This window comes from Pantoea sp. C2G6 (assembly GCF_051336815.1).
GTDB lineage: Bacteria > Pseudomonadota > Gammaproteobacteria > Enterobacterales > Enterobacteriaceae > Pantoea.
This window is the reverse complement of sequence record NZ_JBGMNJ010000014.1, coordinates 114,121-126,537: the sequence shown is the minus strand read 5'-3', so window position 1 is coordinate 126,537 and position 12,417 is coordinate 114,121. Positions and strand designations below refer to the sequence as shown.

Annotated in this window: 11 protein-coding genes, 1 tRNA gene and 2 other RNA genes; 7 read left to right on the top strand and 7 right to left on the bottom strand. The window is 57.4% G+C overall.

Annotation, left to right across the window (positions count from 1 at the left end; translation table 11 throughout):
• Positions 1-21 precede the first annotated feature (21 nt).
• From ACCW71_RS16980 to ACCW71_RS16955, 6 genes are all read right to left on the bottom strand, one after another.
• Positions 22-151, bottom strand: a non-coding RNA gene (locus tag ACCW71_RS16980) — RtT sRNA.
• A gap of 34 nt (positions 152-185) precedes the next feature.
• Positions 186-315, bottom strand: a non-coding RNA gene (locus ACCW71_RS16975) — RtT sRNA.
• Between the two features lie 33 nt (positions 316-348).
• A tRNA-Pro gene (locus ACCW71_RS16970) sits at positions 349-425 on the bottom strand.
• A gap of 126 nt (positions 426-551) precedes the next feature.
• Complete coding sequence (gene eptB, locus ACCW71_RS16965) at positions 552-2,243, bottom strand: kdo(2)-lipid A phosphoethanolamine 7''-transferase (RefSeq protein WP_436373394.1); 1,692 nt, start codon at positions 2,241-2,243, stop codon at positions 552-554.
• Between the two features lie 309 nt (positions 2,244-2,552).
• The gene (locus ACCW71_RS16960; protein ID WP_436373392.1) at positions 2,553-2,981 is read right to left on the bottom strand and encodes an organic hydroperoxide resistance protein; all 429 of its coding nucleotides are present in this window, start codon (positions 2,979-2,981) and stop codon (positions 2,553-2,555) included.
• Positions 2,982-3,075: 94 nt separating this feature from the next.
• The gene (locus ACCW71_RS16955) at positions 3,076-3,540 is read right to left on the bottom strand and encodes a MarR family winged helix-turn-helix transcriptional regulator (RefSeq protein WP_436373390.1); all 465 of its coding nucleotides are present in this window, start codon (positions 3,538-3,540) and stop codon (positions 3,076-3,078) included.
• Between the two features lie 61 nt (positions 3,541-3,601).
• On the opposite strand from ACCW71_RS16955, the gene ACCW71_RS16950 reads away from it, so the two are divergent.
• Complete coding sequence (locus ACCW71_RS16950) at positions 3,602-4,198, top strand: HD domain-containing protein (protein ID WP_436373388.1); 597 nt, start codon at positions 3,602-3,604, stop codon at positions 4,196-4,198.
• A 43-nt stretch (positions 4,199-4,241) separates the two neighbouring features.
• On the opposite strand, the gene ACCW71_RS16945 is transcribed toward ACCW71_RS16950, so the two are convergent.
• Positions 4,242-4,535, bottom strand: a complete 294-nt coding sequence (locus tag ACCW71_RS16945; protein ID WP_436373386.1) for an HTH-type transcriptional regulator — start codon at positions 4,533-4,535, stop codon at positions 4,242-4,244.
• Positions 4,536-5,257: 722 nt separating this feature from the next.
• On the opposite strand from ACCW71_RS16945, the gene ACCW71_RS16940 reads away from it, so the two are divergent.
• The 6 genes from ACCW71_RS16940 to ACCW71_RS16915 all read left to right on the top strand — a co-directional run bounded on the left by ACCW71_RS16940 (position 5,258) and on the right by ACCW71_RS16915 (position 12,411).
• Complete coding sequence (locus ACCW71_RS16940) at positions 5,258-6,856, top strand: gamma-glutamyltransferase family protein (protein ID WP_436373385.1); 1,599 nt, start codon at positions 5,258-5,260, stop codon at positions 6,854-6,856.
• A 145-nt stretch (positions 6,857-7,001) separates the two neighbouring features.
• Positions 7,002-7,718, top strand: a complete 717-nt coding sequence (locus tag ACCW71_RS16935) for a DUF3053 domain-containing protein (RefSeq protein WP_436373383.1) — start codon at positions 7,002-7,004, stop codon at positions 7,716-7,718.
• A 433-nt stretch (positions 7,719-8,151) separates the two neighbouring features.
• Complete coding sequence (locus ACCW71_RS16930) at positions 8,152-10,086, top strand: PTS mannitol transporter subunit IICBA (RefSeq protein WP_436373381.1); 1,935 nt, start codon at positions 8,152-8,154, stop codon at positions 10,084-10,086.
• A 96-nt stretch (positions 10,087-10,182) separates the two neighbouring features.
• Positions 10,183-11,331, top strand: coding sequence for a mannitol-1-phosphate 5-dehydrogenase (mtlD, locus tag ACCW71_RS16925; RefSeq protein WP_436373379.1), 1,149 nt, complete (start codon positions 10,183-10,185; stop codon positions 11,329-11,331).
• Positions 11,332-11,395: 64 nt separating this feature from the next.
• Positions 11,396-11,941: a mannitol operon repressor MtlR gene (gene mtlR / locus ACCW71_RS16920; RefSeq protein WP_436373377.1), complete on the top strand. Its 546-nt coding sequence runs from the start codon at positions 11,396-11,398 to the stop codon at positions 11,939-11,941.
• Positions 11,942-12,048: 107 nt separating this feature from the next.
• The gene (locus ACCW71_RS16915) at positions 12,049-12,411 is read left to right on the top strand and encodes a YibL family ribosome-associated protein (RefSeq protein WP_436373375.1); all 363 of its coding nucleotides are present in this window, start codon (positions 12,049-12,051) and stop codon (positions 12,409-12,411) included.
• Positions 12,412-12,417 lie beyond the last annotated feature (6 nt).

Sequence of the window (12,417 nt, the reverse complement as noted above, 5' to 3'; positions counted from 1 at the left end):
TTCAGACAGGTTTCTTAAATATGGTCGGCGAGAGAGGATAACGCTGCTCTGCGAGCAGCGCCCTGCGGGCCGTTGCTGAAGCAACGTTGTCTCGCTGCGCTCGGCTCAAACCTCCTGCGGAGGTTCTCATCCTCTTTTCCTACAGACGAAAAAAAACCTGTCTTTTCAGACAGGTTTCTTAAATATGGTCGGCGAGAGAGGATAACGCTGCTCTGCGAGCAGCGCCCTGCGGGCCGTTGCTAAAGCAACGTTGTCTCGCTACGCTCGGCTCAAACCTCCTGCGGAGGTTCTCATCCTCTTTTCTACAGACGAAAAAAAACCTGTCTTTTCAGACAGGTTTCTTAAATATGGTCGGCGAGAGAGGATTCGAACCTCCGACCCACTGGTCCCAAACCAGTTGCGCTACCAAGCTGCGCTACTCGCCGATGGGGGCGCATGTTACTGCGACCCCCGATCAGCGTCAACCGCTTTTTATGCTTTTGCCGCCGATCGCCTGGAAAGCGCGCGGTGGCTGAGATCGCCTCGCCTGCTCCACCGCTTCCCCGCTCCGCTTACTGCGCTTTCGCCTGGCCCGCCGCCGGTGCCTGACACCAGTTGTTGGCCGGGTTGATACCGCCATCTGGCGAGGTGTAGCCAAGACAGCCCAGGATAGTATCGAACAACTCAACGTGACGATGGGTTTTGCCCACGCGCTGCTGCGCCTGCAACCGTTCAAAGTTAGCGCGGTTCTGATTATCAGCCAGATACTTATCGGAGGCCCAGACGATCATCGGCACGCGGAACTGCTCCGGCGGAGCCATTTCACGCGGCGTGCCGTGCAGGTGCATATTCTCGCTGATCGATTCACCGTGGTCAGCCGCATAGAAGACAATCGCCTTCTTATCGCGCAGCTGATCCAGCACGCTGTCGAGCATACTGTCGACATAGAGCACCGAGTTATCGTAGGCGTTAATCAACTGCGCTTTACTACAGGTCTCATCCACGCCCATACACTCTGGCTGATACTTCGCAAAACTGCGCGGATAGCGCTGGGAATAGAGATAGTGCGAACCTTTGGTGTGCAACACCACCAGATGCTTGCCTTTCGGGAAACGATCCAGCGACGCCTTCATTTCCGGCACCAGCAGCATGTCATCCACCGCTTTGCCCCGGTTACGCTCTTCTGAACCAATCTGCTCACGGAAGGCGAAATTATTGGCGTTGATGTTGTCGTAGAACCAGACCTCACTCTGCATCGCAAACAGCTCAGAGGTGAAGCCCAGCTCTTTCAGCACCGCAAACACATTCTGCTCTTTCAGCGTGCGGCCCGGATTGTCCATGGTGCCGCCCTCGCGCACGAACATACAGCGCAGCGACAGCTTGGTGGCGGTATCACAGGATTCCCCACGGAACGCCACCAGATTCTTCTCTTTCGAGAGCTTCGGCGTGGTATCACGCTGATAGCCCAGCATACCCATGTGATCCCAGCGGGTGGTTTCGCCAATCACAAACACCACGTAGGTGTCATCCAGCCCGGCGGGCGCAACATAGGTAAATTTCTTCGCCGGATCCAGCAGCTCATGATTTTCCAGCGTCTCATCCAGCCGCGTCCAGGCAAACAGCCCGACGGCCGCCAGCCAGTTAGAGGGCAGATAAGAGTGCGCCACCACACCGCCGTAGCTGGGGAGATCGATATTGGTGATCTCTTCGTTCTCTTTTTGCAGTTTGTCGAAGAAGCGGATCGGCAGCCAGACCAGCGCCACGCAGAGCAGCATAATCAGGGTCGGCTTCAGGCGCTGTCCCGGCGTACGCAGCTGCTCGTTCAGCGTCATGCTCAGGCTATTGCGCCAGATCATCAGCAGCGGCAGCGCACTGACCAGCACCATCCACAGGACGAAATGGTAGCCAATCACCTCTTTAGAGAGATCGGTGTCGGTGGTCATCACCGACGCCACAATGCCGTAGCCAATCACCACGTTGAAGAACGCCATATAATAAGCAGCGGCAACCGAAATCAGAACAATCAGCGTGGCGAGCACGCGATAAAACCACTTTCCGCCCAGCGACAGCAGGCGCATCAGGAAGAAGGTCAGCAGCACAATCGCCACGACTTCCGTCACGGCGGTCAGCCAGTTTGTGACCGTAGATTTCGTCAGGAAACCGTCAAAACGACGATAGAATATCGGCAAATTCAATAAGATACCGAGATAGAGCGCCAGCAATAGCGATAACTTCTGCTGCGTTAACGTTTTAATATAATTCATGAAAAAGGGAGTTTCTCCGGTGTGAAGCGCTTGACCAAACCTTTTATGTGACTACCGAAATGCGGCAGAGTTCGCTGAATAAGCGGACCGGACAAGATGAAGGAAAATTCTGAACGGATTTTTGGGCTATAACGCGAGGTGGCTCAGTAAAACATGGCAGCAGCCTCCAGGCCAGAAAATAATCTTTGTCGCCCGGATTAGCACATTTTTTGCACGCTGGCGGCAGAGTCTCCTCGCATCAGGGCGGAGGTTGCCGCAGAACAGGCAGAGAGGAGAAGCGGGCCTGAAGCGTTCAGGCCCGCAAGACGCTTAGCGAATGATGCTCAGCGTCACGTCGATGTTATTGCGGGTGGCGTTAGAGTATGGGCAGACGATATGTGCCGCATCCACCAGCTTCTGTGCTTCCGCTTCATCCATCTCTGGCAGGTGGATGTTCAGGGTCGCTTCGATACCGAAACCGTCAGGAATAGGACCAATACCGACTTCACCTTCGATCCAGGCGTCTTTCGGCATCGCGATTTTGTCACGGCCCGCCACGAACTTCATCGCGCCGAGGAAGCAGGCAGAGTAGCCCGCCGCAAACAGCTGCTCAGGGTTGGTCACTTCACCGCCCGCGCCACCCATCTCTTTTGGCACGCCCAGTTTCACGTCCAGTACGCCATCAGAGGAGGTAGCACGACCATCACGACCACCGGTTGCTTTGGCTTTGGCGCGGTAAACCACTTGTTCTAAAGACATTCTACTTCTCCTTTACGCTATTAAATCGCCCGCTACTTATTTAGCTGTAATCGGGCGGCGAGGTTTAACGGGTGCCCGGCACCCGTCAGCATGTTTATCGTGAGCGGTTCAGGTTGTCGCGCAACCCATCCAGCTGTAATTTCAGCGCCAGCAGGGCGTCATCGTCGCAGGCGGTGGCACATTTGACCGCTTCCGGGATAGATTCTGCCCTGGCGCGTAACGCCCGGCCCGCCTCGGTCAGGGTCACAACCACCTGACGCTCATCCTGACGGCTACGCTGCCGGACAAGCAGACCGGCATTCTCCAGCCGCTTCAGCAGCGGCGTCAGGGTGGCGGAGTCGAGAAAAAGCTGCTCGCCAATCCCGGAGACGGTGAGTTCGTCTTTCTGCCATAACACCAGCATCACCAGATATTGGGGATAGGTGATGTCGAGCTGGCTCAGCAACTGGCGATAGACCTTATTCATCGCCAGATTGGCTGAATAGAGGGCAAAGCAGAGGTGCTGATCGACCAACAGTGGCATCGGTTTCACTTTTTTGTCATCTTGATCACTGTTCATGGGTATCAATATAGATAGCGCGCTAGATAATTGCAAGCAAACTTTCAACAGGAGCTGACGCATGCAGGATTCACTGGAAGAACAGGCGCGACGCTTTGCCACCGAAGCGCATGCGGGTGCGGGCCAGCGCCGCAAATATACCGATGAGCCTTACATCGTGCATCCGGCCGCGGTCGCGGAATTAGTGCGCAGCGTCAGCCATGACGCCGCCCTGCTGGCGGCCGCCTGGCTGCACGATACCGTGGAAGATACCGCCATCACGCTAGGCGACATTGAAGCCGGGTTTGGCGAGCGCGTGGCCGCGCTGGTGGAGATGCTCACTGACAGCGCCCCGGCGACGGCGAAAAACCGCGCCGCCCGCAAAGTGGCGCATTTTCGCCATACCGCCAGCGCCAGTCCCGACGCGCAGACCATCAAACTGGCTGACATCATCGACAACACCCGCGCCATTGTCCGCTTTGATCCCCACTTCGCCCGCATCTATCTGGTGGAAAAGCGGTTACAGATTGCGCTGCTGAAACAGGGTGATGCGCAGTTATGGCAGCAGGCTTCAGCCGTCATTGAAAGCGGGATCGCCCAGCTGAAGCAGCCGCCCTATAACGTGCCGGAGAGCTGGTTTGAGAAACAGCAGGCAAAATACCGCGAACCACAGGCATAAAAAAACCCGCCAGCGGCGGGTTCATTTACAACACGAATTCATCTCATTCCAGCAGCTGCCGACCCAGATAGGGGTTGGCATGCAGCAACTTCATCAGTTTCTGCGCTGTCGCGGAAGGACGGGTACGGCGCGCTTCCCAGCTTTTCACGGAAGAAACGCTGACACCCATCACTTTTGCAAACTCATCAACCTGCATACCGGTCATTTCACGCAGGCGCTGCGGTTCTGGCTGGGCAGGCTGACGCTGAACCAGTAAATCAGCGGCACGGTCGTCTCGGGTCAACACAAGCTGCTCAAGGCTGCTGAGCAATTCAAACATCGGATCTTTTAATTCCATAGAGAACTCCTTAAAAACTCGCTATGAAGCACGTCAAAGTAGAGAGGCACGAGCCTGAAGTCAGGACTCTGAAACCGGGTCTGTTTCAGGCTGGATCCCGCAAGGGTTTGTTTTTGTTATGAGAGAAACCACTACGGGACTCAGCCTGCTGTGCACTTCTGTTAAAGGTGTCAGAACAATGCAACAAATGCCGGGAGACTAAGTATGGATAGAGACCTGACTATTTGCCGCGCAATTTATAATTATTTTTTTAACTATGCTGTGCCGGCGCGTTTCCACCGTCACTAACCCGCTGAGGACGTTGATTTTTGCTGATTTACAGCCTGCAAAAAATCAAATGGTGTTTGCCGTAAATGTGGATGCCGTCATACTTTTTAAGGGCATCTTCTCATTTCTGTGAGGCGCTACACCACTTCAGTTGATGTCTGCAAAATATACGCCAATGGGTTACTTCCTGAACACATATATTCATCATACTAATGAAAATAGGATTATTCTCAACCCCTCCCGGTTCCCGGCCGCGCGGCGGCTCACAGTGCGGAACGGAGAGATCTTTTATCCTGAGCGCCGCCGACACAGCAGATTAATCAACAGTGAGAGTAAACAAAGGGGTGGCTCCTCATTCTGGTGCAGTCCGGGCAGATAACCGCTGACCCGATGCGCACTCAAGGTGCAGCCGCTGGCCTGTGACAGCGGCCCCTCTTACCCGATAAGGAAAAACGATGCGCGAAGTCGATTTTAACGTCAGCTACCCCTCTCACCGCGTGCCGATGATGGGCCATAACGCGGTGGCAACCTCCCAGCCGCTGGCTGCACAGGCGGGCATGCGGATGCTGCAACAGGGCGGCAATGCCGTGGATGCGGCTGTCGCCACCGCCATCGCCTTAACCGTGCTGGAGCCAACCGGAAACGGCATCGGCAGCGACGCCTTCGCCATCGTCTGGGATGGGCGGGAGCTGCATGGTTTGAACGCCTCAGGCCGTGCGCCCGCCGCCTGGCACCCCTCCCGCTTTGCCGGGCAGCGCGCCATGCCTGAAACCGGCTGGGAATCGGTCACGGTGCCTGGCGCTGTCTCGGCGTGGGTCACGCTGGCGCAACGCTTCGGCACACTGCCGCTCACCACCTTAGCGCAGCCGGCCATTGACTATGCGCGGCATGGCTTTCCGGTCTCGCCGCTGATTGGGGAGCTGTGGCAGCGCGGTTATGACCGGCACAAGGAGCAGCCAGGCTTCCGCGACTGCTTCGCGCCACAGGGTCGCGCACCGCGCACCGGCGAACTGTTCCGCAATCCGGCGCAGGCGGCGACCTTGCAGGAGATCGCCGAAACCCAGGGGGAGAGTTTTTATCGCGGCGCACTGGCGCAGAAGATGGCGGATTTCGCTCGTGAGCACGGGGCGGCGCTGACGCTGGACGATCTGAAAAACCATCGCGCTGACTGGGTGACGCTGCTGTCGCGTCCCTTTGCCGGTGGATCGGTGCAGGAGCTGCCGCCTAACGGTCAGGGTATCGCTACCCTGATCGCGCTCGGTATTCTGGAAGCCTGGGAGATTAACCGCTACGCGCCCGACTCCCCCCAGTGGCTGCATCTCTCCATTGAGGCGATGAAGCTGGCGCTGGTCGATCTGGAGCGCTACGTCACCGATGAAGATCACCTGGAGTTTCCGGCTGAATTGCTGCTGAGCAGCGACTACATCCGCCAGCGGGCCGGGCTGATCGATCCCGAACGGGCCGGTGTTTTCCGCTTTGGCTCGCCTCAGCAGAGCGGCACTGTCTATGTGGCGACCGCCGACGCCAGCGGCATGATGGTGTCGTTTATTCAGTCCAACTATATGGGGTTTGGCTCGGGCGTGGTGGTGCCGGAGACCGGCATCAGCCTGCAAAATCGCGGCGCGGGTTTTTCACTCGATCCAGACCATCCCAACGTTGTGGCGGGCGGTAAGCGGCCTTTCCATACCATCATCCCCGCCTTTGCGCTGGATGCGCAGGGCCTGCCGCTGATGGCGTTTGGCATGATGGGCGGACCGATGCAGGCGCAGGGCCATGTGCAGCTGGCGCTGCGTATCATGCTGCACGGGCAGAATCCACAGGCCGCGATCGATGCGCCGCGCTGGCGGGTGGTGCAGGGACGCGAAGTGGTGTTTGAATCGACCCTGGATCGTAACACCCTCAGCACCCTGCGGCGCATGGGGCATCAGGTGGTGCTGGAAGATCCGCTCAGCAATTACAATTTTGGTGGCGCTCAGGCGATAGTGCGTGATCCGCAGGGCTTCTATATCGCCGCCACCGAGAGCCGCAAGGATGGGCAGGCGCTGGTCAGTTGAGCGCGAAGCCGCGCCGCGGCTCCGGCGTGGCGCAGAGTCTGCTTCTCACCGGCGGTTTCGCATTGTGCCGCAGCGCGGGTTTGTTCTATTCTTTAGGCCATTCTTACCTGGACCTCAGACCGTTTTACCGACAGGAGTTGAACCTATGGCTTTAGGACTTACACGCCTCTGGGCGCGCAGCGGCATTATGCTCGCGGGTGCGCTGATCGTGCTGCAACTCACCGCCTGCGGTGATAAAGAAGGCGAGCAGCGCAAAGCATTCACTGACTTTCTCCAGAATACCGTTATGCGCAGCGGCGAGCATCTGCCCAGCCTGAGCGAAAATCAGAAGCAGAGCTTTGGCAAATTCGCCAGCGACTACGCCATTATCTATGGCTTCTCACAGCAGGCGAACAAAGCGGTTGAACAGGGCATGCGCCCGGTGGTGGATGAGCTTTCCGCGATTCGCGTTCCGCAGGATTACCTCAGCCGTCGTGACTCACTGCGTCAGGCGAACAGCGCGCTGGTGATCGTCACGCAGCAGATTGAAAGCGCCAAAATGCAGGCGGACAGCAGCAAAGCGGCGCTTAAACAGCCCGACGATCTGAAGAAAGTCTACGATGCCGCCTACAACAAGGTAGTGACGGTGCCCGCCAATCAGCTCATCCCGCTGCTGCCAAAATTACAGGCTCTGAGCCAGGGCGCGGTGCAGACCGGCGATTTCCTGCAAACCCAGGGCACCCGCGTCAGCTTTAACGATGGCGGCGTCCAGTTCCCGACTCAGGAGCAGGCGACACAGTACAACGCGCTGATGAGCACCTTATCCGCCAATGCCCAGGCGCTGACCGAGGCACAGAACGCGGTCCAGAGCGGCTTACAGTAACCGCTGTGACGGACAGGCGACATTCGCCTGTCCCTCTTCTTTTCCCCGCTTTTCGCTTATCGAATTCCCCGCCGACTAAAGTGTGATCTGGCGCATTTTTGACCTGAAATTGTTTGTGATCTAAGTCACATATATATAACAAACCCGCCCCAAAAAAGTGTGATTTAAGTCACAGACAATCCCACTTTCTGCCTGGAAATCAGGCAAAAAGCCGCCTGTGCTCGGGATAATTGTGATCTGAGTCACGCTAAACACCCCTGCTACCACCTTAATTGCGTGATGTAGATCACACTTAGGCCGGGCGCTACGCAGCGTCATATTCGCGTGATAGAGTCCGCCTGCATACAGTAATACCACCGGCAATCGGTCGGGGTGGCTAAACAAAAACAAGCGCGCTCTCCTATTGCAGCGCGTCTCAATAAGGGGTGGGTTTATGTCCTCATCAGTGAAGGTCAAAGTACAGAGCTTTGGTCGCTTTCTGAGTAATATGGTGATGCCAAACATCGGGGCGTTTATCGCCTGGGGTATCATCACCGCGCTGTTCATTCCAACGGGCTGGATCCCTAACGAAACGCTGGCCAAACTGGTTGGCCCGATGATCACTTACCTGCTGCCACTGCTGATCGGTTTCACCGGTGGGCGTCTGGTGGGCGGCGATCGTGGTGGCGTGGTCGGTGCCATCACCACCATGGGTGTGATTGTCGGTGCGGATATGCCGATGTTCCTCGGCGCGATGATTGCCGGTCCGCTGGGCGGCTGGGCGATCAAGTCGTTTGACCGGGCGATTGACGGCAAAATCAAAAGCGGCTTCGAGATGCTGGTCAACAACTTCTCGGCCGGTATTATCGGGATGATTCTGGCGCTGCTGGCGTTCCTGGCGATCGGTCCGCTGGTTGAGGGTCTGTCACATATTCTGGCGGCTGGCGTCAACCTGATGGTGCAGAACAACCTGCTGCCGCTGACCTCTATCTTCGTGGAACCGGCGAAAATCCTGTTCCTCAACAACGCCATTAACCACGGTATCTTCTCACCGCTGGGCATCCAGCAGGCGAGTGAAGCGGGCAAGTCGATCTTCTTCCTGATCGAAGCCAACCCAGGTCCGGGAATGGGCGTGCTGATGGCCTACATGTTCTTTGGTCGTGGCAGTGCTAAACAGTCTGCGGGCGGTGCGGCGATTATCCACTTCCTCGGCGGTATCCATGAGATCTACTTCCCGTATGTGCTGATGGCCCCTCGCCTGCTGCTGGCGGTAATCCTCGGCGGTATGACCGGCGTCTTCACGCTGACCGTACTGAACGGCGGCCTGGTCTCTCCAGCTTCACCAGGTTCTATCCTGGCGGTGCTGGCGATGACGCCAAAAGGTGCCTACTTCGCCAATATCGCCGCTATCGTGGCGGCGTTCGCCGTCTCCTTCGTGGTTTCAGCCATCTTACTGAAAACCAGTAAAGTAAAAGAAGATGACAGCATTGAAGCCGCGACCCAGCGCATGCATGACATGAAAGCGCAGTCGAAAGGCCAGAGCGTGGCCGGTGCGCCGGTCGCCAGCGATGCCATGAGCGTTGAGCTGCATCACGTGCGTAAAATCATCGTCGCCTGTGATGCCGGTATGGGTTCCAGCGCCATGGGTGCCGGTGTGCTGCGTAAAAAAGTGCTGGATGCCGGTCTGAGCAACGTCTCCGTCACCAACACCGCGATCAACGCCCTGCCGGGTGATGTCGACCTGGTGATCACCCACCGTGACCTGACGGAGCGGGCGATGCGCCAGGCCCCGCACGCGCAGCATATTTCCCTGAACAACTTCCTCGACAGCGCGCTCTACAGCACCCTGACCGAGCGCCTGGTGGCGGCGAACCGCAGTGAAGCCCATCGTGCCACGGTGAACACCGCGCTCTCCGACAGCTACGACGAAGGCAACGCGCACCTGTTTAAACTGGGTGCGGATAACGTCTTCCTCGGCCTGACCGCCAGCAATAAAGAGCAGGCGATTCGCTTTGCCGGTGAACAGCTGGTAAAAGGCGGTTACGTCGAGCCTGAATATGTTGAGGCGATGCTGGCGCGTGAAAAACTGACGCCGACCTACCTCGGTGAGTCGATCGCCGTGCCGCACGGTACGGTCGAAGCGAAAGACCGCGTGCTGAAAACCGGCGTGGTGTTCTGCCAGTATCCGGCTGGCGTACTGTTTGGCGAAGAGCCGGACGATGTGGCCCGCCTGGTGATTGGTATTGCTGCCCGTAACAACGAGCACATTCAGGTGATCACCAGCCTGACCAACGCGCTGGATGATGACAGCGTGATTGAGAAGCTGGCGAACACCACCAGCGTGCAGGAAGTGCTGGATCTGCTGTCAGGCAAGACCGCGCTCGTCTGATTCAGAGCGCGTATATTCCCTGGGGCGGTCATGCCCGTCCCGATCTCCTGGGGCGGGTTTGCCCGCCCCATCGTCATTTGATATGGGTCAAAAATTATGAAAGCGTTACATTTCGGAGCAGGAAACATTGGTCGTGGCTTTATCGGCAAATTACTGGCTGATGCAGGTATCGAACTGGTTTTTGCTGATGTGAATCAGACCGTGCTGGATGCACTGAACGCGCGTCATGAGTATCCCGTTCATGTGGTTGGCGAACAGGCCAAAGTGGAAACCGTTACCGGCGTCAGCGCGGTAAACAGCACCAGCGATGAAATCGTGACGCTGGTTTCTGAAGTCGATCTGGTCACTACCGCCGTGGGACCCCAGATTCTGGAGCGTATTGCCGGCAGTGTGGCCAAAGGCCTGGCAAAACGCTGTGACGACGGCAATAGCCGCCCGTTGAACATCATCGCCTGTGAAAACATGGTACGCGGCACCAGCCAGCTGAAACAGCATGTGCTGAAGGCGCTGCCAGAGCAGTATCACGCCTGGCTGGAGCAGCATGTCGGCTTTGTGGACTCGGCAGTGGATCGCATCGTGCCGCCATCAGAAGCGGGCAGCAACGATCCCCTTGAAGTGACCGTTGAAACCTTTAGCGAATGGATCGTTGATCAAACCCAGTTTAAAAGCGATCTGCCCGCGATTCCGGGCATGGAGCTGACTGATAACCTGATGGCCTTTGTGGAGCGTAAACTCTTTACCCTGAATACCGGCCACGCCATTACCGCCTATCTCGGCCAGCTGGCCGGTCATCAGACCATTCGTGACGCCATCCTCGATGAAAAAATCCGGGCGGTGGTGAAAGGCGCGATGGAGGAGAGCGGCGCGGTGCTGATTAAGCGTTACGGTTTTGACGCGGATAAGCACGCGGCTTACATCCAGAAAATCCTGGGTCGTTTTGAAAACCCTTACCTGAAAGATGATGTTGAGCGCGTGGGCCGCCAGCCGCTGCGCAAACTCAGCGCGGGCGATCGCCTGATCAAGCCGGTGCTGGGTACGCTGGAGTATGGTCTGCCGCACGCCAGCCTGGTGCAGGGCATTGCCGCCGCCCTGCGCTATCACAGCGATCAGGACCCGCAGGCGCAGGAGCTGGCGACGCTGCTGGCAGAGAAGGGTCCGCAGGCGACGCTGGCTGAGATTTCAGGACTGGATGCCGACAGCGAAGTGGTCACTGCTGTAGTGAGCGCCTGGCACGCTATGGCATAATGCGCGCGTGTTAGTGACGCAAGCCGGGCGCAGTTCGCCTGCGCCCAACGGCGGTATAGAACCCATGCAGGCAATAATGGAAGAGAAGCAGGCTTTTGAGAACCGGGTGCTTGAGCGCCTGAACGCCGGTCGTTCGGTGAGAAGCTTTCTGATCGCCGCCGTTGAGCTACTGGCTGAAGCGGTCAATCTGCTGGTGCTTCAGGTGTTCCGCAAAGATGACTACGCGGTGAAATATGCGGTAGAGCCGCTGCTGCTGGGTGATGGTCCTTTGGGCGAACTCTCGGTTCGCCTGAAGCTGATTTATGGCCTGGGCGTCATCAGCCGTCATGAGTATGAAGATTGTGAGCTGCTGCTGGCGCTGCGTGAAGAGCTGAACCATGACAGCGGCGACTACCGTTTTACCGACGATGAGATCCTCGGCCCGTTTGGTGAGCTGCACTGTGTCACCGCCTGGCCGCCCGCGCCGGTATTTAACACCGACGATGCGGAGCTGCGCAGTATGCAGCAGCAGCGCTATCTGCAAATGGTGCGCTCTACCATGGTGCTGTCGCTCACCGAGCTGATCGCCCGCATCAGCATGAAGCAGGCGTTTAAAAAGTCCGGCAGCTAATCATATCCATCAGGAGCCCTTCCGGCTCCCGCCTCGTCATAACCTGAGCGGGAACATGCGCCAGATTTGGTGTATCCTTTGCCTGTTTTCCTTACCGAGTTTTTGTCATGAAAGAGCCAGAAAAGAACGAAATTAAACGTCTCAGCGATCAGCTGGACGCCCTGAACCGCAAAGAGCCGCAGTTACTGGAATCGGGTGATTCCGAGAAGCTGGGCGCGCTGCTGAAAGAGAAAGAAGTGCTGGTCACAGAGATTGAGCGTCTGCGCGGTCAGCGCGTTGAGAAGCTCAGTAGCGAAGCGCAGAAGCTGCAAAAAATGGGCTTCAGCCGCGAAATCACGAAGAAAGAGCAGGCCAATCTGGGTGCGCTGAAGAAAAGCGTGCGCGGCCTGGTGGTGGTGCATCCGATGACCGCGCTGGGACGTGAAATGGGCCTGACCGCCATGACCGGCTTCGCCAGAACCCCCTTCTGATGGCGT

Bases quoted from the DNA above. Each gene is read 5' to 3' on its own strand.
- eptB (WP_436373394.1), bottom strand. From the start codon at position 2,243: ATGAATTATATTAAAACGTTAACGCAGCAGAAGTTATCGCTATTGCTG.
- mtlD (WP_436373379.1), top strand. From the start codon at position 10,183: ATGAAAGCGTTACATTTCGGAGCAGGAAACATTGGTCGTGGCTTTATC.
- mtlR (WP_436373377.1), top strand. From the start codon at position 11,396: ATGCAGGCAATAATGGAAGAGAAGCAGGCTTTTGAGAACCGGGTGCTT.
- ACCW71_RS16915 (WP_436373375.1), top strand. From the start codon at position 12,049: ATGAAAGAGCCAGAAAAGAACGAAATTAAACGTCTCAGCGATCAGCTG.
- ACCW71_RS16950 (WP_436373388.1), top strand. From the start codon at position 3,602: ATGCAGGATTCACTGGAAGAACAGGCGCGACGCTTTGCCACCGAAGCG.
- ACCW71_RS16930 (WP_436373381.1), top strand. From the start codon at position 8,152: ATGTCCTCATCAGTGAAGGTCAAAGTACAGAGCTTTGGTCGCTTTCTG.
- ACCW71_RS16955 (WP_436373390.1), bottom strand. From the start codon at position 3,540: ATGAACAGTGATCAAGATGACAAAAAAGTGAAACCGATGCCACTGTTG.
- ACCW71_RS16935 (WP_436373383.1), top strand. From the start codon at position 7,002: ATGGCTTTAGGACTTACACGCCTCTGGGCGCGCAGCGGCATTATGCTC.
- ACCW71_RS16940 (WP_436373385.1), top strand. From the start codon at position 5,258: ATGCGCGAAGTCGATTTTAACGTCAGCTACCCCTCTCACCGCGTGCCG.
- ACCW71_RS16945 (WP_436373386.1), bottom strand. From the start codon at position 4,535: ATGGAATTAAAAGATCCGATGTTTGAATTGCTCAGCAGCCTTGAGCAG.
- ACCW71_RS16960 (WP_436373392.1), bottom strand. From the start codon at position 2,981: ATGTCTTTAGAACAAGTGGTTTACCGCGCCAAAGCCAAAGCAACCGGT.